17 protein-coding genes are annotated in these 18,540 nt (G+C 67.2%); 3 read left to right on the top strand and 14 right to left on the bottom strand.

From position 1 onward, the window contains the following. Position 1: 1 nt before the first annotated feature. The 4 genes from KIH07_RS19480 to KIH07_RS19465 are packed head-to-tail and all read right to left on the bottom strand — an operon-like array spanning position 2 to position 3,737. Positions 2–784 carry a glycosyltransferase family 2 protein gene (locus KIH07_RS19480; protein ID WP_226493534.1) on the bottom strand — a complete coding sequence of 261 codons (783 nt, stop codon included), beginning with the start codon at positions 782–784 and terminating at the stop codon, positions 2–4. Beyond that, positions 777–1,559 carry a lysophospholipid acyltransferase family protein gene (locus tag KIH07_RS19475; RefSeq protein ID WP_226493533.1) on the bottom strand — a complete coding sequence of 261 codons (783 nt, stop codon included), beginning with the start codon at positions 1,557–1,559 and terminating at the stop codon, positions 777–779. Before KIH07_RS19475 ends, KIH07_RS19480 begins: the two co-directional genes overlap by 8 nt. Then, positions 1,552–2,427, bottom strand: coding sequence for a MipA/OmpV family protein (locus KIH07_RS19470; RefSeq protein ID WP_226493532.1), 876 nt, complete (start codon positions 2,425–2,427; stop codon positions 1,552–1,554). Before KIH07_RS19470 ends, KIH07_RS19475 begins: the two co-directional genes overlap by 8 nt. Then, complete coding sequence (locus KIH07_RS19465) at positions 2,424–3,737, bottom strand: NAD(P)/FAD-dependent oxidoreductase (RefSeq protein ID WP_226493531.1); 1,314 nt, start codon at positions 3,735–3,737, stop codon at positions 2,424–2,426. The genes KIH07_RS19470 and KIH07_RS19465 overlap by 4 nt, the downstream gene beginning before the upstream one ends. Before the next feature lie 179 nt (positions 3,738–3,916). Between KIH07_RS19465 and dnaE the strand changes: the two genes are divergently transcribed. Continuing rightward, positions 3,917–7,483, top strand: a complete 3,567-nt coding sequence (dnaE, locus tag KIH07_RS19460) for a DNA polymerase III subunit alpha (RefSeq protein ID WP_226493530.1) — start codon at positions 3,917–3,919, stop codon at positions 7,481–7,483. Positions 7,484–7,606: 123 nt separating this feature from the next. Beyond that, positions 7,607–9,838 carry an ATP-binding protein gene (locus KIH07_RS19455; protein ID WP_226493529.1) on the top strand — a complete coding sequence of 744 codons (2,232 nt, stop codon included), beginning with the start codon at positions 7,607–7,609 and terminating at the stop codon, positions 9,836–9,838. A gap of 3 nt (positions 9,839–9,841) precedes the next feature. Here the strand turns inward: KIH07_RS19455 and KIH07_RS19450 are convergent, their stop codons facing one another. The 10 genes from KIH07_RS19450 to ribD all read right to left on the bottom strand — a co-directional run bounded on the left by KIH07_RS19450 (position 9,842) and on the right by ribD (position 17,887). Then, positions 9,842–10,744 (bottom strand): cell envelope integrity protein TolA, encoded by a 903-nt coding sequence (locus KIH07_RS19450; RefSeq protein WP_226493528.1) that lies wholly within the window; start codon positions 10,742–10,744, stop codon positions 9,842–9,844. 23 nt (positions 10,745–10,767) lie between these two features. Further along, positions 10,768–11,208: an ExbD/TolR family protein gene (locus KIH07_RS19445; protein ID WP_226493527.1), complete on the bottom strand. Its 441-nt coding sequence runs from the start codon at positions 11,206–11,208 to the stop codon at positions 10,768–10,770. A 1-nt stretch (position 11,209) separates the two neighbouring features. Then, on the bottom strand, positions 11,210–11,902 hold the full coding sequence (gene tolQ, locus KIH07_RS19440) for a protein TolQ (RefSeq protein WP_226493526.1): 693 nt from the start codon (positions 11,900–11,902) through the stop codon (positions 11,210–11,212). A gap of 41 nt (positions 11,903–11,943) precedes the next feature. Then, positions 11,944–12,381: a tol-pal system-associated acyl-CoA thioesterase gene (gene ybgC / locus KIH07_RS19435; RefSeq protein ID WP_226493525.1), complete on the bottom strand. Its 438-nt coding sequence runs from the start codon at positions 12,379–12,381 to the stop codon at positions 11,944–11,946. 62 nt (positions 12,382–12,443) lie between these two features. Further along, entirely contained in the window at positions 12,444–13,664 is a 1,221-nt protein-coding gene (locus tag KIH07_RS19430; protein ID WP_226493524.1) for a pyridoxal phosphate-dependent aminotransferase, read from the bottom strand. Positions 13,665–13,744: 80 nt separating this feature from the next. Further along, positions 13,745–14,272 carry a transcription antitermination factor NusB gene (nusB, locus tag KIH07_RS19425; protein WP_226493523.1) on the bottom strand — a complete coding sequence of 176 codons (528 nt, stop codon included), beginning with the start codon at positions 14,270–14,272 and terminating at the stop codon, positions 13,745–13,747. 2 nt (positions 14,273–14,274) lie between these two features. Continuing rightward, positions 14,275–14,739, bottom strand: a complete 465-nt coding sequence (gene ribH / locus KIH07_RS19420; RefSeq protein WP_226493522.1) for a 6,7-dimethyl-8-ribityllumazine synthase — start codon at positions 14,737–14,739, stop codon at positions 14,275–14,277. A gap of 36 nt (positions 14,740–14,775) precedes the next feature. Continuing rightward, positions 14,776–15,906 (bottom strand): bifunctional 3,4-dihydroxy-2-butanone-4-phosphate synthase/GTP cyclohydrolase II, encoded by a 1,131-nt coding sequence (gene ribBA / locus KIH07_RS19415; RefSeq protein WP_226493521.1) that lies wholly within the window; start codon positions 15,904–15,906, stop codon positions 14,776–14,778. Next, positions 15,903–16,547 carry a riboflavin synthase gene (locus KIH07_RS19410; RefSeq protein WP_226493520.1) on the bottom strand — a complete coding sequence of 215 codons (645 nt, stop codon included), beginning with the start codon at positions 16,545–16,547 and terminating at the stop codon, positions 15,903–15,905. Before KIH07_RS19410 ends, ribBA begins: the two co-directional genes overlap by 4 nt. Positions 16,548–16,663: 116 nt before the next feature. Continuing rightward, the gene (ribD, locus tag KIH07_RS19405) at positions 16,664–17,887 is read right to left on the bottom strand and encodes a bifunctional diaminohydroxyphosphoribosylaminopyrimidine deaminase/5-amino-6-(5-phosphoribosylamino)uracil reductase RibD (RefSeq protein WP_226493519.1); all 1,224 of its coding nucleotides are present in this window, start codon (positions 17,885–17,887) and stop codon (positions 16,664–16,666) included. Positions 17,888–17,958: 71 nt separating this feature from the next. Between ribD and KIH07_RS19400 the strand changes: the two genes are divergently transcribed. Then, positions 17,959–18,474, top strand: a complete 516-nt coding sequence (locus KIH07_RS19400; RefSeq protein WP_226493518.1) for a GspH/FimT family protein — start codon at positions 17,959–17,961, stop codon at positions 18,472–18,474. The last annotated feature ends 66 nt before the right edge of the window (positions 18,475–18,540 follow it).

Here is an 18,540-nt window from a genome sequence, read left to right as displayed (position 1 = left end):
GTCAATGTCCAGAGGCGCTCAGGCGGCGCCAGATCAGCAGGGGCAGACGCAACACGAACCCCAGGAAGAGCCGGGTGTGCATCCAGGTCAGCAGGGTGTTGTCGCGCAGGTATTTGAAGTGCGACACGCCGCCTTCTTCGGCCGAGAGGTAGCGCACCGGTGCGTCGATGTTGATGGGCCGCACACCGGCCCAGCACAACCGCACGACGGCCTCGGGGTCGAAGTCGAAGCGGCGCATGAAGCGGTGGCCCTGCATGATGGTCATGAGCGGGGCGATCGGGTAGACGCGAAAACCGTAGAGCGAGTCGCCGATGCCCATCCACAGGGTCTCCAGGTTGGCCCATCCGTTGGACACCTTGCGGCCGTTGACGCGCAGCGCCGGCGCCTCGGGGCCGAACACCGGTTTGCCCAGCACCATGGCGCCGGGTTGGTGTTGCGAGGCCTGCATGAAGGCCGGAATCAGGTCGGCCGGGTGTTGGCCGTCGGAATCCATGGTGAGCGCGTGGGTGAAGCCGGACCGGGCCGCCTGCGAAATGCCTTCGAGCACGGCCGCGCCCTTGCCCCGGTTTTCCGGCAGCACGATGACCCGCAGGCCTTCGTCACCGGTGGCCAAGTCCTGCAGTTGCTGGGCCGTGCCGTCGGTGCTGCCGTCCACGACCACCCAGACCGGGGTCCATTGCGCGCGGGCAAGCCGGACCGTTTCCAGCACCCCGACGCCGGGGTTGTAACTGGGGATCAGCACCAGGTGGGTGCTGCTGGACGGGGGTGTCGGGGCGTCATTCATCGTGGGTGAAACGGGCGGACCCGTGCAGGCTGGACTCGTTGCGGAAATAGGCTTCCAGCTCGTGGGTGAAGGCCGCGTAGTCGAGGGGCGCCGGGAAGCGCCGGCCCAGGCGCACGCGGCAGTGCAGGGGCAGCTCGGGGCGGCGAAACAGTGGCCAGGCCTTGCCCAGGTAGGGGGTGGAATATTCGATCAGCAGGGTCTGCACGGGCACGCCCGAGCGCCGAGCGATCATGCCCAGCGTCGGGGTGAAGGGGTCGACCGGGAAGTTCCGGGTGCGACTGCCTTCCGGGAACAGCAGCACCTGGGCGCCTTCGTCCAGCCCGGCTCGGCTTTGCCGGATGATCTGCAGCGCGCCGTCGTTGCGGATGTAGCGGGCCAGGCGCGCGGCCGAGCCGAACAGCACGTTGTCCATCAGGCTGGCTTTCATCACACAGATGGCGTTGGGCAGGCGCGAGACGATCAGTACCGCGTCGAGCAGAGAGGGGTGGTTGGCCGCGATGATCATCGGGCCTTCCCGGTGCAGGTGTTCGAGCTCGGAGAGGTCGAAGCGGCAGGCACACAGCCCACCGAGGACGTGCAGGTAGAGGCGAAAGCCGATGGTGATGACGCGCCGTCCCAGGGTCTGCCCGAGCCCGCGCGGCAGCACCGGGTGCAACAGCATGGCGAAAGGCAGCCAGCTCAGGCAGAGCGCCGCCAGAGTGCCCAGACCGATGAGCATGGCCACATGCTCGTAGGCGATCCACAGTGGGTTGCGTCGCAGGCTCCGCTCAGTCATCGACCGGCACACGGGTGGACGACTCGCCGAAGATCCACGACACCGCCACACCGCCGGCGACGTAGTGCTTGCTGCGCACCAGCGGGCTGTCCTCGAAGCTCGCCCCGCCCAGGTTGTCGTAGCGCAGGAACGCGCCGACCCAGTGGCGCGGGTAGCGCTTGGACAGCGCCAGCAGGTACTGCATGCCGGCAAACCCGGCACGGGCCTGGTAAGCGGGGCGATCGGCCGTGGCATAGGGCGCATCGACGCCGTAGAAATAGGCGTGCTGGCGCCGGTCGCCATACAACGGCCCGGCCTGCAGCCCCAGGTTCCAGCCCGGCATGCCCGGCACGTCGGTGACGTCCAGGTTCAGCTTGGGGTGGAACACGGCGCCGATGCTGCGGGAATGGCTGTTGAGGGTGTAGGCGGCGCGCAGCGGCAGTTCCAGCTTGAGCAGGCGCGCGCGGCCCTCGGTCTGCCAGAGCACGAGGTCGAGGCGCGGGCCGAACTCCACATTCGCATCCAGATCGGGCATGCCCGCGCGGGCGCGGATCTTGTCGCTGGTGGCGGGCGGCGACAGCGCGGCCGACACCGTGAGCTCGACCCGGTCCGAATCGAACAACTGGCCGCGCACCCCGTGGCGGTCGGCCTTGAGGAATTCGCCGTGGTAGGTGAAGTACGGGGAGGGCAGCACAAACTGGCTGGTCTGATCCGATCCCCGGTAGGCGGGGAAGCTCACGACCGCCACGCCCATGCCCGCCTCCCAGAGCGGTTTTTCCTCCGCAGCCAGGGCGGTCGAAGCGCCCACGCAAACCAGGGCCGCGCAGGCCAGTGCAGCTTTCGGGCGGGTGCGCGGCCCGAAGGCCGGCGTGTGCTGGGGGCGTGTCATGCGTTGTACAGGCTGGGGTCTTCCACCGCGCGGATGTTGGCCCGGCGGCGCTGCCAGGCCTGGAAGGCGCGGCGGGGTTGCAGGACGTTGGCGGCGTAGTACATCGCCTTGAAGAAAAAAACCGCGCGCCAGATGGGGGTCTTGCCGAACACGTCGCCCGCCAGCACCGACAGCAGCGCTTCCTTGAAGCGGAAGATGTTGCTCGGTTCCATGAAGAAGTCGCGCATGATGGGGTTCGTCACGCGGTAGATGAACCAGGAGAAAGCCTTGGGGCCGTGTCGCATCACGCGGTCGAACTCCTTCAGGGCGGCGCGCGCCTGGGCCGGGCGCCTGAGGCAGGTGTCGATGGTCTCGGCGCCGATCACCCCGCTGTGCATCGCCAGCCACACGCCGGACGAAAACACCGGGTCGATGAAGGCGTAGGCGTCTCCCAGCAGCAGGTGGTTCTTGCCATGGTTGCTCTGCGACACATAGGAAAAATTCCCGGTCGCTTCCACCTTGTTGATCAGCGTGGCCTCGCCCAGTCGGGCGGCCAGCTCGGGGGTCTGCGCGATGTTGTCCATCATGAACTGCTGCAGGCTGCGCTGGCCCCGGGTCTTCATGTAGTACGGCCAGGTCACCATGCCCACGCTGGTGGTGTCGTTGGTCATGGGGATGAACCAGAACCAGCCGTGCTCGAACCAGAAGATGGTGATGTTGCCTTCGGCCGAACCTTCGTTGCGCTTGGCGTGGCTGAAGTGGCCGTACACCGCCGAGCTGTTGTGCTTGGGGTTGCGCTGCTTGATCTTGAAGCGGTTGGCCAGGAAGGTGTCGCGCCCCGAGGCGTCCACCACGAAGCGCGGGTGCCATTCGGCCTCGCGGCCGTCCTCGTACTGGGCGTGCACGGTCGAAGCCTCGTCGTTCTTGAAATCGACCGCCGTCACCTTGCAGCCTTCGTGCACGTCCACCCCTTTGCGGGTGGCGTTGCGGATCAGGATTTCATCGAACTCCGCGCGCTTGACCTGGTAGGCGTGCGGCATGGACTTGTCCCAGGCGTCAGCAAAATGAAACGTCTGTTTCCAGTCGTGATGGGGCGAGACGAACTCGGCGCCGGGCTTGTGCATGCCGATGGCCTTGATCTCGTCGGCGATGCCCATTTTTTCAAACAGGGGCAGGTTGGCCGGCAGCAGCGATTCACCGATGTGGAAGCGGGGATGGTGGGCCTTTTCCAGCAACACCACCTTGTGGCCCTTCTCCGCCAGCATGCTGGACACGGTGGACCCGGCCGGGCCGCCCCCGATCACCAGCACGTCACATGTCCGGTCATCCATTCCCTGTGCCTGTGTATTCATCGGTTTTCTCCGCCGGAGCCTTCGTTGTCGAAGGGGGTTTGAGGGGTGCGCGTCAGCGGGCGATCTTACCCGTTCGACCCACGGGTTCCAGAGGGTGGGTGCCCTTCGGACGGCGCTCCCGGGCTGGTCAGGCGAAAAGAAGATGGCATGATCGAAAGATGTTCATCCATCTGCGCCTGCACACCGAATTTTCCGTCGTTGACGGCACCAACCGCATCGACGACGTGGTGGCCGCGGCGGCCGCCGACGGCCAGCCCGCCCTGGCCATCACCGACCTGAGTAACCTGTTTGGGGCGGTCAAGTTTTACAAGGCCGCGCGCGGCGCGGGCGTCAAGCCGCTGCTGGGCGCCGAGGTGATGCTGCAAGGCTTCACCGACGAAACGCCGGGCGCCATGCCCGGCAGCCACCAGCCGGCCGCGCCGCGCGTGATCCTGCTGGTGCAGGACAAGCAGGGTTATCTGAACCTGAGCGAGCTGCTGGCGCGCGCCTGGACACGCAACGACGGCCGTGGCCTGGCGGTGCTGCAGCGCGAATGGCTCGAAGAACTCAACGGCGGCTTGCTGATGCTCTCGGGCGCGCAGGCCGGGCCGGTGGGGCAGGCGCTGATCCAGGGCGATGCAAACCGCGCGGCCGACATCGCGCTGCAGCTCGGCAGCCTGTTCACACACCGCTTCTACATCGAGCTGCAGCGCGCCGGCCGCGTGGACGACGAGCGCCATGTGACCGCGGCCGTGCAACTGGCCGCCCGGCTGCACCTGCCGGTGGTGGCCACGCACCCGGTGCAGTTTCTGGAGCCCGACGACTACGAGGCGCACGAAGCCCGGGTCTGCATTTCCGACGGCGAGATCCTGGGCAACAACCGGCGCGTGCGCCGCTTCACGCGCGAGCAGTACTTCAAGAGCGCGGCGCAGATGGAAGCGCTGTTCGCCGACATCCCCAGCGCCGTGGCCAACACGCTGGAGATCGCCAAGCGCTGCAACCTGAGCCTGGTGCTGGGCAAGCCGCAGTTGCCGAATTTCCCGATCCCGCCGGTCAACGGCGTGGTCATGTCGGTGGAGGACTATTTCCGCCACGTCTCGTACGAAGGGCTGGAAGGGCGGCTGCGCCATTTGTTCCGCGACGAGGCCAAGCGCGAAGAGCAGCGCCCGCGGTATGTGGAGCGGCTGGAGTTCGAGCTCAACACCATTCTGAAGATGGGGTTCCCGGGCTACTTCCTCATCGTGTCGGACTTCATCAAGTGGGCCAAGGAAAACGGCTGCCCGGTGGGGCCGGGCCGGGGTTCCGGTGCCGGCTCGCTGGTGGCCTACGCGCTGCTGATCACCGACCTGGACCCGCTGCAGTACAACCTGCTGTTCGAGCGCTTCCTGAACCCGGAGCGGGTGTCCATGCCCGACTTCGACATCGACTTCTGCCAGTCCAACCGCGACCGCGTGATCGACTACGTGAAGGAGCGCTACGGCAAGGACGCCGTGAGCCAGATCGCCACCTTCGGCACCATGGCCGCGCGCGCGGCCATCCGCGACGTGGGCCGGGTGCTCGACTTCTCCTACGGCTTCTGTGACGGCATCTCCAAGCTGATCCCGAACAAGCCCGGCATGTCGGTCACGCTGCAGTACCCGCCGGTGCCGAAAAAAGAGGGCGACAAGAACAACTACGCCATCGAGATGGAGCCGGTGCTGGCCGAGCGCATCCAGAAGGAAGACGACGTCAAGACCCTGATTGAGCTGGCGCAGAAGCTCGAAGGCATGACGCGCAACATCGGCATGCACGCCGGCGGCGTGCTGATCGCGCCGGGCAAGCTCACCGATTTCTGCCCGCTTTACCAGCAGCCCGGCAGCGAGTCGGCGGTGAGCCAGTACGACAAGGACGACGTGGAGGCCGTGGGCCTGGTGAAGTTCGACTTCTTGGGACTGGCCACGCTGACCATCCTGGAGATCGCGCGCGAGTTCATCATGAAGCGGCATCCCGGGCAGGAGAACTTCCGCTACGAGGACGTGCCGCTGGACGACCGGGCGGTGTACGCGCTGTTCTCGCGCGGCCAGACCGAGGCGGTGTTCCAGTTTGAAAGCCGCGGCATGCAGGGCATGCTGAAAGACGCCAAACCGAGCCGTCTGGAAGACCTGATCGCCCTGAACGCGCTCTACCGCCCAGGCCCGATGGACCTGATCCCCAGCTTCGTGAACCGCAAGCACGGCAAGGAAGTGGTGGAGTACCCGCATCCGCTGGTGGAGTCGGTGCTCTCCGAGACCTACGGCATCATGGTCTACCAGGAGCAGGTGATGCAGACCGCGCAGGTGCTGGGCGGTTATTCGCTGGGCGGCGCCGACATGCTGCGCCGCGCCATGGGCAAGAAGAAGGCCGAGGAGATGGCCGAGCACCGCGCCATCTTCCGCAAGGGCGCGGCGGAAAAGGGCATCAGCGAAGACAAGGCCGACGAGGTCTTCGACCTGATGGAGAAGTTCGCGGGCTACGGCTTCAACAAGTCGCACGCCGCCGCCTACTCGCTGCTGGCCTACCACACCGGCTGGCTCAAGGTGCACTACACGGCCGAGTTCTTCTGCGCCAACATGACGGTGGAAATGGACGACACCGACAAGCTCAGGGTGTTGTTCGAAGACGCGCAGAAGATGGGGATCGCCTTCGAGGCGCCCGACGTGAACCGCGGCTTCCACCGCTTCGAACCCATCACCGACAAGTCCATCCGCTACGGCCTGGGCGCGATCAAGGGCACGGGCCAGCAGGCCATCGACGCCATCGTGGCCGCGCGTGAAGGCCGGGGCGAGGGCCCCAGCGGCGGCGAGTCCGGCCCGTTCAAGAGCCTGTTCGACTTTTGCCGCCGGGTGGACCGCACACGCCTGAACAAGCGCACGGTGGAGGCGCTGATCAAGGCCGGCGCGTTCGATTCCCTTCACCGGAACCGTGCCGAGGTGCTGGCCTCGGTCGAGCGGGCGTTCGACTTCGCCGCGGCCCAGCAGGCCAACGCCAACCAGGGCGGGCTGTTCGACATGATGGGCGGCGACGACCACGGGTCGAGCACGCAGGAGCCCGATCTGGTGGCCACCACGCCCTGGGGCGTGAAAGAGCAGCTCACGCTGGAGAAGACCGCGATCGGCTTCTACTTCTCCGGCCACCTGTTTGACGAGGTGCAGCGCGAGGTGCGGCGTTTCGCGCGCACCGAGCTGGCCGACGTGAAGGAGAGCCGCGACCCGGTGATCCTGGCCGGCATCGTGACCGACTTCCGCGTCATCAACGGACAACGCGGCAAGCTCGCGCTCTTCAAGCTCGACGACAAAACCGGGGTGCTGGAGGTGAGCGCCGACGAAAACCTGATCAACCTGCACCGCAACCTGCTGAAGGACGACGAGCTCATCATCGTGCAGGCGCTGGCCCAGCCGGACCGTTTCTCCGGCGGCCTGCGGCTGAAGATCCAGCAGATCTGGGACCTGGCCGCGGCGCGTTGCCGTTTCGGCAAATACCTGCGCGTGGCCGTGAACGGCCAGGCGCCGGCGGTGGCGGCGCTGGTGCGCGAGTTTCCTCCGAAGCGGGAAGTCACCGATCAGGGCGAGTTCACACGTGGCCTGCCGGTGCGCTTGGCCCTGCTGCGCGAAGGTGCCCAGTGCGAACTGCAACTGGACGACCGGGCGCTGTTTTTCCCGACCGACGCCGCGCTGGCGAGCTGGATGGCACAGGCGCACGAACAGCGCGCCGAAATCGTGTTCGACTGATGGGGTTGCACCACACGGGTGCGTTTGTAGGCGTGCAAAAACCACGCCAGCGCGACCTGCATCACGCGCTGGCAAGGTTTATGCCTTTACTGGGGTCGGCTTGCGTCGATAGTCAAGGCAACCATGAAACTACAACACAAGGCCTGGGCGCTGGTTCTCGTCACCGTCGGGCTCTGCTCCCTGGCCGCCATGTTCGGCATGCGCTGGCTGGTGGGCGATTCGTTTTCCCGACTGGAGCGAGAGCGCGCCGCGCGTGAAGGCGATCGGGCCAGCCGCCTGTTGAGCCAGCAGGTCCAGGGGCTGAGCGCCACCGTGCGCGACTACGCCCAGTGGGTCGATGCCGTGTCCTTTGCCCAGGGGCGCAAGCCCAGCTTCGTGGACGACAACTTCGACACCAGCAACATGGGCTACCTGCGCATTTCCGAGGTGCTGATCGTCGATGCCAAAGGCAACCCCCTGACCAGCCTGGCCGCGGGATCGGCACCCGAGCTCATGCCGGTGTCGCCCGAACGTCTGCAGGAGCTGCGTGCGCTGTTGGCCCCGGTGATCGCCGACCCGAGTGGGCGCACCCTGCTGCAGACCTACCGCGTGCAGGACGGCCGCCTCGATCTGGTGACGGCCTCGGCCATCCGCGATCCCGACCGGCCGGACGATGTCTCCCACGGCGCCATTCTGATGCTGCGCCATTTTGACGAGGCCGAGCTGCAGCGTTTCAGCGAACTGCTGATGATGCCGGTGCGTCTGTCGTTCGACCACCCCGGCCACTTGGGCGAGCTGACGCACCTGGCGCCGGTGGACGACAAGCACGAGGATCTGCACGCCGTGCTGCGGGATCAGCAAGGCCAGCCCGTGGCCGAACTGGTGCTCAGCCTGGACCGCCAGTTGTTCCAGGCCGCGCAGTCCTTGAGCCTGACCGGCATGGCCCTGTCCGCCCTGGCGGGTTTGCTGGCCAGCCTGCTGCTGGTGGTGCTGCTGGATCGCCTGTTGCTGCGTCGCCTGCAAGCGCTGCACCGGGAGGTGCAGGACATCACGGAACGCGGTCCCACGGCGACGGACCGTCTGCAGATACCAGGAAAAGACGAACTGAGCACGCTGGGAGAGGGCATCAACCACCTGCTGGAGCGGGTGCAGCGCGATGCCCAGACCCAGCGCGAGGCGCACGAACGCCATGAGGCGCTGCAGGTGCAACTGATGCAGAGCCAGAAGACCGAGGCGCTCGGCCGGCTGACCGGCGGCATCGCGCACGATTTCAACAATTCGCTGGCGGCCATCACCGGCTGGGTGCGCTTGGCCTCCGAAGATCTGGACACCGAACACCCCAGCCACGAGGCCTTGCAGCAGGCGCTCAAGGCCACCCGCTATGCCGACGGGCTGATGCGCCAGTTGCTCGCCTTTGGCCGCCAGTCGGCACCCAAACTCCAGCAGGTGCACCTCTCCCACCTCATCGAGGAAACGCGCCAGATGATGGCCTCGGGTCTCACGAGAGAGTGCGAGCTGGTGGTGGAGTGCCGGGTGGACGACGATGAGGTCGTGGCCGACCCCACCCAGTTGCAACAGGTGCTGGTGAACCTGCTCATCAACGCGGCCGATGCCATGAAAGGCAAGGGGCGCATCGAACTGCTGCTTGACGAGCTGGAATTGCCACCGCCACCCGGGCAGGCGCCGCCACCCGGTGCGGCCGAACTGAACCCGGGAAGGTACTTGGTGCTGCAGGTGTGCGACCGCGGTCCCGGCATCCCGCCCGAGCACCTGGACAGGCTGTTCGAACCCTTCTTCACCACCAAGCCCAAGGGCCGCGGCACGGGGCTGGGCCTGTCGGTGGCGCAGGGCATCATGGCGCGCCACCAGGGGGCCATCGGCCTGCGCAGCGAGGTGGGCGAGGGGGCCTGTTTCATGCTGTATCTGCCGGAGAGCCGGCACGACGCGACCGCAGCGCCTCTCACCACGCCCGGCGGCGGGTCTGACCAGGGGCGGCAACTGCTGTTCGTGGACGACGATCAGTCGGTGCGCCACGCCTGGAGCGCGCTGCTGGAGCGCAAGGGCTGGCAGGTCACGCGCTCGCGCGATGGGGAAGAGGCCTGGGCCCAGTTCACGCAGACCGGCAAGCGCTGGGATCTGGTGCTCACCGACCAGTCCATGCCACGGCTCGATGGCGTGGGGCTGGCCCTGCGCATCCGGGCGACCCAGTCGCCACCGCCCATCGTGCTCATGAGCGGACACGCCAACGAGGTGCCGTCCGATTTGCTGCAGACGCTGTTTGCCGCCGTGCTGCACAAGCCGGTGGATGCCAACGAGCTCGAGCGGGCGCTGCAGAAGGTGCTTGCGCCCGACGAACCGGCGGCCGCCGGGCACTGATGGTCAGTCCAGCGGGCGCACCACCACGGTCATGGGAGACGGCACGGTTCCGTCCGTGTCGCGCGGCAGGCTGCCGGTGCGGTCGATCGCCCGCAGGGCTGCGTCGTCCCAGGCGGTGTTGCCACTGCTCTTGACGAGGCGACGACCGGTGATGGTGCCGTCGGGTGACGCGCGCACCTCGACTTCGGCCCGCAGGCTGTTCGGGAAATCCTGGGCGTAGATGATGTTGGGCCGGATGCGCGCGATCACGCGCGCCGCGTAGCCGGCCGATGGCCCGCTCGACTGCTGGGCCGAGCCCTGGGCCTGGGGGCCGCCACTGGCGCCCGCCTGGCCCAGGATGCGTCGCATCTGATCGTCCCGCGCCTTTTTCGCCAGCGCTTCGTCCCGCCGCTCCTGGGCCTCGCGCTTTTGGTCGGCCAGCTTTTTCTCTTCGGCCTTCTTCTTGGCGTCCTCGGCCTTTTTCTTCTCGAGTTCCTTTTTCTCGCGCGCCTTCTCTTCAGCCTCTTTCTTGGCCACCTGTTTCGCCTTCTGCTCTTCGGCCTCGCGCCGGTCTTCCTCGAGTTGTTTCTTCTTGGCCTGCGCGGTCGCGATGTCGGCCTGCTTGACGGCCGGCGGTGTCGGTTCGGGCTTGGGCTCGGGCTGCGGTTTGGGTTGTGGTTTCGGCTCGGGCTCGGGGGGCGGTGGGGGCGGAGGAGGGGGCTCCACGGCCCGGGGGGCCGCTTCCTGCGGCAGGCGAGACCAGAGCTCGGCCTCGAAGGTCACGGGCGGCGTGTCGCTTTGCCAGCGCACGCCCCAGGTCAGCGCGCCCATCAGCAACAGGTGCGCGATCAGGGCCAGGCCCATGGGGCCGAGCCAGCGGCCGGGACGCGGCGGCTTGAGGTCCAGGGGTTCGGCGGTGACTTGCATGCTCGGGCGGTGAGGCGCTGGGCTCAGCGGGAAGTCTGCACGGACAGGCCGACGCGTTCAACACCCGCGCGCTGCAGCGTGTCCATGACCTTCACCACGGTTTCGTACTTGATGGTCTTGTCGGCGCTGATCACCACGGGGACCTTGGTCGCCTCGGAGGGGCTGGAGGCGCTCTGCAGCTGGCGCACCTGATCGGCCAGTTGCGCCATCTTGACGGTCTGCGCGCCCTTGCTGGAGCTGCCATCACGCACCTGGATGCGCTCTTCCTTGTCGATCAGCACCTGGACATAACCCTTGGGTGGCGCATTGGCCTGGCCCACGCTGGGCAGGTCGATCTGGCTGGGCGAAATCAGGGGCGCGGTCACCATGAAGATGATCAGCAGCACCAGCATCACGTCGATGAAGGGCACCATGTTGATCTCGTTCTTGGTGCGCCGCACGCGGCGGGAGGATGTGGCGGCCATGTCAGTGTCCCGAGGCCGACTGGTTGCCCAGGTTGCGGTGCAGGATGTTGGAGAACTCTTCCATGAAGGTCTCCAGCCGGTTGGCCACGCGATCGATGTCGTGGGCGAAACGGTTGTAGGCCACCACGGCGGGAATCGCGGCGAACAGGCCGATGGCGGTGGCCACCAAGGCCTCGGCGATGCCGGGCGCCACCGTGGCCAGGGTCACCTGGGCCAGCGCGGCCAGGCCGGTGAAGGCGTGCATGATGCCCCAGACGGTGCCGAACAGGCCCACATAAGGCGCCACGGAGCCCACGGTGCCGAGGAACGAGAGGTTCACCTCCAGCGTGTCGAGTTCGCGCTGGAAGCTCGCGCGCATGGCACGGCGCGCGCCGTCGAGCAGGGCGCCGTTGTCGCTGATGCGGCGCTCGCGCAGCTTCTGGTATTCGCGCATGCCGCTGGCGAAGATGCGTTCCATCGGGCCGCCGTGGCGGGCGCTCTGCGCGGCCGCGGCGTACAGGTCGTTGAGGTTGGCGCCCGACCAGAACTCGCGCTCGAAGGCTTCGTTGTGCGTGTTCACGCGCTTGAGGGCGAAGACCTTGCGGAAGATCGCGGCCCAGCTGATGACGGACATCACCACCAGCAGCACCACCACGGCTTGAACCACCCAGCTCGCATTGATCAGCAGTTGGACGATGGAGAGATCTTGGGTCATGGGTCTGAAACGGTTGTTCGATCGAATCTCGCCTGGACGGATCAACCGCAGGCGCTCAGGGATTCCAGTATGGAGGCTGGGATGCGTTGGGGTCGCATGCTGGCGGCGTCCACCCACCCGATGCGGATGGTGCCTTCGCACAGCAGCATGGTAGCGGCGTCGGGCTGGCCGGGTGTCAGGCAGGCCGTCTGTTGCATTGTCAGCGAAGCGCGGCCCGCTTCCTGCACACGCGCTGTAACGAGAAGCAAATCGTCGAGCCGGGCCGGGCGGTGGTAGCGCATCTGGGCGCTGGTGACGACGAACATGCCACCCACTTCCTGGCGCAGGCGCTGCTGTTCGAGCCCCAGCGCGCGCAGCCATTCGGTGCGCGCGCGTTCGAAGAACTTGAGGTAGTTGGCGTAGAACACGATGCCGCCCGCGTCGGTGTCTTCCCAGTACACGCGCACCGGCCAGTGGAACGTGGCCCCCGCGCTCTCCAAGGGGGCTGAATCCGCCTTGGGGCGACGCGGCGGCTGGGCCGGGGTTGCGACTGGCGCCCCGCTCACAGCGCCGCCTCCAGCCGGGTCACGGCTTCGCGCAGCTGCGCCATCGAGTTGGCGGTGGAGAAGCGCAGGTAGCGCCAGGGGTCGGCGTTGCCGAAGTCGCGGCCCGGTGTGGTGGCGATCTGGCAGCGGCGCATCAGCTCAAAGGCCAGGGCCCAACTGCCGCCTTCGCCGGGGTGTTCGCCGCGCAGGGGAATGCCCCAGCGTTCGCACAGCGGCGCCACGTCGGCCCAGGCGTAGAACGCGCCATCGGGCATCACGGGCACCGTCAGTCCCAGGCGGTTGAGTTCGGGAATGAAGGCGTCGCGCCGGGCCTGGAACTCGCCCCGGCGGCGCTCGTACTCGGCCAGGCTGTCGGGCTCGAAGCAGGCCAGCGCGGCGTGTTGTGCGATGGTGCTGGCGCAGATGAACAGGTTCTGCGCCAGCCGCTCCACCACCGGCACCAGCGCGGGCGGCAGCACCAGCCAGCCCAGGCGCCAACCGGTCATGTTGAAGTACTTGGAGAAGCTGTTGATGCTGATGACCTCGTCGCCGAGGCCGTCGGGCAGACCGAGCGCACTGTGGCCGTAGTCGGCATCGAAGCTCAGGCCCAGGTAGATTTCGTCGACCATCGTCACGCCGCCCTGGCGGCGCACGAAGCGGGCGATGCGCTCCAGCTCATCGCGCGCGATCGAGGTGCCGGTGGGGTTGGACGGTGAGGCCAGCAGCACGCCGCGCGTGGCTGGTCGCCAGTGTTCTTCGACCTGCGCCGCGCTGAGCTGGAACCGTTGTTCGGGGCCACAAGGGACCAGCACCGCACGGCCTTCGGCGGCCTGCACAAACTGCCGGTTGCAGGGATAGCTCGGGTCGGGCATCAGCACTTCGTCACCCGCTTCGATGAGCGCCAGGCAGGCCAGTTGCAACGCGGCCGAGGCTCCGGCGGTGATCACGATGCGCTCCGGGTCGATATCAAGCCCGAAGCGCGAGGCGTACCAGCCGCTGATCGCTTCGCGCAGTGCTGGCAGGCCGGTGGCCGGGGTGTACTGGCTGCGCCCGGCATGGATGGCGCGCTCGGCGGCGGCCTGCACCAGCGGCGGTGCGGTGAAGTCCGGCTCGCCGATGTTGAGGTAAAGCATGGGGCGGTCGCCCGGACCGGCCTGCGCGGCCATGGCGGAAGCGGCCTTGGCCAGCTCCATCACGTAAAAGGGTTCGACGCGCTGTGCGCGCTGGGCGATCTTCATCTCAGTTCTTCACCACGCGAAGCGCCGCGGCGCATGAAGCGGCCCGGTCGGAAGTTCCGACGGGTTGCCTTGGGACGGACTCAAACCGCATCGTCGGCGGCGCGGGGTGACGGGGCTTTGCGTTGACCAGTCTTGGCTGGTGCCGCGGCCACTTCGAGCGGTCGCAACTGCGCGGCGAGCTGGTGCAGCACACCGTTGACGTACTTGTGGCCGTCGGTGCCGCCGAACGATTTGGCCAGCTCGATGCACTCGTTGAGCACCACGCGCCAGGGCACATCCAGGCAATGCTGGAATTCGTAGACGCCGATCCACAACACGCCGCGCTCGATCGGCGAGAGCTCGACCAGCGGGCGGTCGAGCAGGGGGGTGATCAGACCGTCCAGCGCTACGGCCTCGGCGATGCAGCCGTGCAGCAGCGCGTCGTAGTGCACGCTGTCGGCTTTGTGGAAGCCCGCGAGATCGCGCGTGAAGAGGTCGATATCGGTCGCCTCGTTGCGGCCCACCAGGTGCTGGTAGAGCGCCTGCAGGGCGAATTCGCGTGCGCGGGTGCGGGCCGATTTGTCGGCGGCCTTGCGGGCCTTGGGGGCGCTGGTGGTGGTGTCGTTCATGTTCAGCCGATGTGTTCCAGCAGGTGAGCCATCTCGACCGCCACGCGCGCCGCATCGCGGCCTTTGTCGGTCTGGCGGGCCACCGCCTGTTCCACGTTCTCGGTGGTGAGGATGGCGTTCGCGATGGGCAATTGGTAGTCCAGCGCGATGCGGGTGACCGCCGAGCCGGATTCGTTGGCCACCAGTTCGAAGTGGTAGGTCTCGCCGCGGATGATGCAGCCCAGCGCGATGAGGGCGTCGAAGTCGTCGCGCTCGGCCAGGGCCTGCAGGGCCACCGGAATCTCCAGCGCGCCGGGCACCTTCACGTGGGCGATGTTTTTTTCCTGCACGCCCAGGGCCAGCAGCTCGGCCTGGCAGGCCTGGTAGAGCGCGTCGGTGATGCCTTCGTTGAAGCGGGCCTGGACGATGCCGATGCTGAGTTTTTTGCCATCCAGCAGGTTGGCTGTGCCTTTGTCTGCGCCGAACATGAGGGGTTCCGTTTCTGTGTGTTGTTGTAAGAGAGGTCAGGCGGTGCGGCTGAGGTAGCCGGTGATTTCCAGGCCGTAGCCGGCCATGCTGGGCATGCGCCGTGGGTTGCCCATGAGCTGCATCTTGTGCACGCCGCATTCGCGCAGGATCTGCGCGCCCACGCCGTAGGTGCGCAGGTCCATGCGCCCGCGTTCGGGGGCCTGGGCCGAACGGGCCGTGCCTTCGAACTGCGCCAGCAGCTGTTCGGCGGTTTCGCCGCAGTTGAGCAACACGGCCACGCCCGCACCGGCCTCGCTGATGTGGCGCAGGCTCGCCTCCAGGCTCCAGCTGTGCATGGAGCGGCCGACTTCGAGCGCATCGAAAACCGACAGCGGCTCGTGCACACGCACGGCCACGCTGTGCTCGGGGGTCCACTGGCCCTTGACCAGGGCCAGGTGCAGCGCGCCACTGGGTTGGTCGCGGAAGGCGGTGGCGCTGAATTCGCCAAAGGCGGTGTTGAGCGCGCGGGTACCGAGTTTCTGCACCAGCGACTCGTTGCGGCTGCGGTGTTCGATCAGGTCGGCGATGGTGCCGATCTTCAGGCCGTGTTCGGCCGCGAAGAGCTGTAGATCGGGCAGGCGCGCCATGGTGCCGTCGTCTTTCATGATCTCGCAGATCACGGCGGCGGGGCTGCAGCCCGCCATGGCGGCCAGATCGCAGCCGGCTTCGGTGTGGCCCGCGCGCATGAGCACGCCGCCCTCGACCGCCTGCAAGGGGAAGATGTGGCCGGGCTGCACCAGGTCGGCGGCTTGCGCGTTGGCCGCCACGGCGGCCTGCACGGTGCGCGCGCGGTCGGCGGCCGAGATGCCGGTGGTCACGCCTTCCGCCGCCTCGATCGACACGGTGAAGGCCGTGCCCATCTTGGTGCCGTTGCGCGGCACCATGGGGGGCAGGCGCAGGCGCTCACAGCGCTCGCGCGTGAGCGTGAGGCAGATCAGGCCGCGGCCGTAACGGGCCATGAAGTTGATGGCCTCGGGGGTGACGTGGTCGGCGGCGAGCACCAGGTCGCCTTCGTTTTCGCGGTCCTCTTCGTCCACCAGGATCACGATGCGCCCGGCGCGCATGTCGGCCACGATGTCTTCAACGGGAGAAATGGGGACCGGAGCCAGGGTGTCGGTGGTGCTCATGCGGTTTCCTTCGATGGGGTGAAGCCCGCGCTGAGCATGCGCTCCACGTAGCGCGCGACGGTGTCGATCTCAAGATTCACGCCGCTGCCCACGGCCAGTTGGCCCAGCGCGGTGGCGTGCACGGTGTGGGGAATGAGGTTGATGCTGACCTCGCAGCCCTGGGCGCTGTCGTGCACCTGGTTGACGGTCAGGCTGACGCCGTTGACGGTGATCGAACCCTTGTAGGCCAGGTATTTGCCCAGCTCGGGCGGCGCCATCACGCGCAGCTCCCAGCTTTCGCCCACCTGAGCGAAGCGGGTCACCCGACCGATGCCGTCCACGTGGCCGGACACGATGTGCCCGCCCAGGCGGTCGTGTGCGCGCAGGGCCTTTTCCAGATTGATGCGGTGGCCGACCTGGTCCAGGCCGGTGGTGCGGGCCAGGGATTCGGCAGAAATGTCGATGCTGAACCGCCGCTGCGCAAGGTCCAGCGAGGTGACGGTCATGCACGCGCCGTTGAGCGCGATGCTGTCACCCAGGGCCACGTCGTCGAGGTAGCCCGGCGGCGCCTCGATGGTGAGTCGCTTGCCGTGGTCCAAAGAGCTGCCCTGAGCGTGGAGGTCGGCGATACGCCCCACGCCGGTGATGATGCCGGTAAACATAGGCGCGTATTTTCGCAGGGTTTGAAGCCCTATTCCGGTCAGGGCGCGCGACGGGGGCAGAAATGCCGGCCCGAAGGCCGGAAAACCGGCGCTGGAGGTGGTCGGCGGCGACGCCCTCAGGCGGTCAGGAAATCGTCGCGACCCACCACCCGCGCCAGGATGCGCAGGTCGTCGCCCATCCGATCCACCGACTGGAAACCGAGTTCGACGCCATCTTCCAGTTTCTCCAGCGGCCCAAAACTCGCGAGGCCGCGGCCGCTGCCCAGGAGTTTGGGGGCCAGGTAGAGCAGAAATTCGTCCGCCAGACCTTCGCGAATCAGCGACCCGTTGAGCTTGTGGCCGGCTTCGACGTGCAGTTCATTGACCTCGCGGCGCGCCAGATCGCGCAGCATGGCGGCCAGATCGACCTTGCCCTCGGTGCCCGGCGACTGGCCCGGCAAAGGGATGACGGTGGCACCGAGGGCTTCCAGCGCGGCTTGTCGCTGGCCGTCGGCGACGGCGCAGTAGATGAATATCCGCCGCGTCAGCCCATGTGCAGGAGCTTGGAACAACCGGGCATCCAGGGGCGTTTCCAGTCGGCTGTCGACCACCACCAGGTGCGGCTGGCGTGGCGTGTCCACCAAACGCGCGTCGAGCATCGGGTCGTCTTCCAGCACGGTGCCAATGCCGGTCAGCACCGCGCAGGCCCGGGCACGCCAGGCATGACCGTCGGCGCGCGCCGCTTCGCCGGTGATCCACTGGCTCGTGCCGTTGTCCAGAGCGGTGGTGCCGTCGAGCGAAGCGGCCATCTTCATGCGCACCCAGGGCGTCTGGCGGATCATGCGACTGAAGAAGCCGATGTTGAGTTCACGCACGGCGCGGGCCACCGCGTGATCGGTTGGCAGCACGTCCACCTCGATGCCGGCGGCCTGCAGGCGTTGCACGCCGCGCCCCGCCACCAGAGGGTTGGGGTCCAGCGTGGCCACCACCACCTTGCCCACGCCAGCCGCGATCAGCGCATCGCAGCAGGGGGGTGTGCGGCCGTGGTGGGAGCAGGGTTCCAGCGTCACGTAGGCCGTGGCGCCGCGAACACTGAGGCCTTGTTCAGCGGCCGCACGCAGCGCCATGATCTCGGCGTGCGGGCCGCCCACCGCCTGCGTGCTGCCCGTCACCCGGTGTCCGCTGCTGGTAATCAGGGTGCATCCCACGGCCGGATTGGGCGGGCAGAGGGTGCGGATCCTGGCGCTGGCTTCCAATGCCGCATGCACCGGGCTCGCCTGCAAAGAGTCCTCCGAATGGGGGTTCTCAGGGTCGGGTGTGCTCGAATAGACTCCGGACAGGGATGGGGTCGATGGTGTCATGGTGTCCTCAGAGACACGCCATCATAGGTCAGCTCGGGCCGGCTCTCCCTGGTGGTTAAGGGAGGGAAATCATGAAGCTGAACGCAGCCCGTGGGGTGACTGCGCTGGAGTTGCTCGTCGTCCTGTCGGTGGTCGCCATTCTGGCGACCCTGGCTTTGCCATCCTGGCAGGAACTGTCCAATGCCCAGCGGCGCTGGGCGGTGGCCAGTCAGCTAAGCGCCCATCTGGCGCTGGCTCGCAGCGCTGCCATTTCACGAGGGCGATCGGTGACGCTATCGCCTCGGGGGCAGGGATGGTCTGGTGGGTGGCGGGTTTATCTCGACAGCCAGCCAAATGGCCAATGGGACGCCGGTGAAAGCATCCTGGCCGAGCATGAAGGTGACGCACAGACCAGCATTGCTGGCAACGGCAGCATGAATCGCTACATCCTCTTCGACCCCGACGGGCGCCCGATCCAAACGGGTGGTGGATTTCTGGCGGGTACTCTGCGGGTGTGCGTCCCTGCCACACGGGGCGTGACGGCGCTGATCATGAACGCCGCAGGGCGTGTGCGCGAAGAGCGGCGAAATGGGGATTGCATGACCTGATCCCCATGAATGCGGCAAAAAAACGGGCACGCCTGTGGTGCCCGTGATCTTCTCAGGACTGCGTCC

It is taken from the genome of Hydrogenophaga taeniospiralis (genome assembly GCF_020510445.1).
GTDB lineage: Bacteria > Pseudomonadota > Gammaproteobacteria > Burkholderiales > Burkholderiaceae_C > Hydrogenophaga.
This window is presented reverse-complemented; position numbering and strand designations above follow the sequence as displayed.

Excerpts from the sequence above, each read along its gene's own strand:
- KIH07_RS19480 (WP_226493534.1), bottom strand. The coding sequence starts at position 784 with ATGAATGACGCCCCGACACCCCCGTCCAGCAGCACCCACCTGGTGCTG.
- KIH07_RS19475 (WP_226493533.1), bottom strand. The coding sequence starts at position 1,559 with ATGACTGAGCGGAGCCTGCGACGCAACCCACTGTGGATCGCCTACGAG.
- KIH07_RS19470 (WP_226493532.1), bottom strand. The coding sequence starts at position 2,427 with ATGACACGCCCCCAGCACACGCCGGCCTTCGGGCCGCGCACCCGCCCG.
- KIH07_RS19465 (WP_226493531.1), bottom strand. The coding sequence starts at position 3,737 with ATGGATGACCGGACATGTGACGTGCTGGTGATCGGGGGCGGCCCGGCC.
- dnaE (WP_226493530.1), top strand. The coding sequence starts at position 3,917 with ATGTTCATCCATCTGCGCCTGCACACCGAATTTTCCGTCGTTGACGGC.
- KIH07_RS19455 (WP_226493529.1), top strand. The coding sequence starts at position 7,607 with ATGAAACTACAACACAAGGCCTGGGCGCTGGTTCTCGTCACCGTCGGG.
- KIH07_RS19450 (WP_226493528.1), bottom strand. The coding sequence starts at position 10,744 with ATGCAAGTCACCGCCGAACCCCTGGACCTCAAGCCGCCGCGTCCCGGC.
- KIH07_RS19445 (WP_226493527.1), bottom strand. The coding sequence starts at position 11,208 with ATGGCCGCCACATCCTCCCGCCGCGTGCGGCGCACCAAGAACGAGATC.
- tolQ (WP_226493526.1), bottom strand. The coding sequence starts at position 11,902 with ATGACCCAAGATCTCTCCATCGTCCAACTGCTGATCAATGCGAGCTGG.
- KIH07_RS19430 (WP_226493524.1), bottom strand. The coding sequence starts at position 13,664 with ATGAAGATCGCCCAGCGCGCACAGCGCGTCGAACCCTTTTACGTGATG.
- nusB (WP_226493523.1), bottom strand. The coding sequence starts at position 14,272 with ATGAACGACACCACCACCAGCGCCCCCAAGGCCCGCAAGGCCGCCGAC.
- ribH (WP_226493522.1), bottom strand. The coding sequence starts at position 14,739 with ATGTTCGGCGCAGACAAAGGCACAGCCAACCTGCTGGATGGCAAAAAA.
- ribBA (WP_226493521.1), bottom strand. The coding sequence starts at position 15,906 with ATGAGCACCACCGACACCCTGGCTCCGGTCCCCATTTCTCCCGTTGAA.
- KIH07_RS19410 (WP_226493520.1), bottom strand. The coding sequence starts at position 16,547 with ATGTTTACCGGCATCATCACCGGCGTGGGGCGTATCGCCGACCTCCAC.
- ribD (WP_226493519.1), bottom strand. The coding sequence starts at position 17,887 with ATGACACCATCGACCCCATCCCTGTCCGGAGTCTATTCGAGCACACCC.
- KIH07_RS19400 (WP_226493518.1), top strand. The coding sequence starts at position 17,959 with ATGAAGCTGAACGCAGCCCGTGGGGTGACTGCGCTGGAGTTGCTCGTC.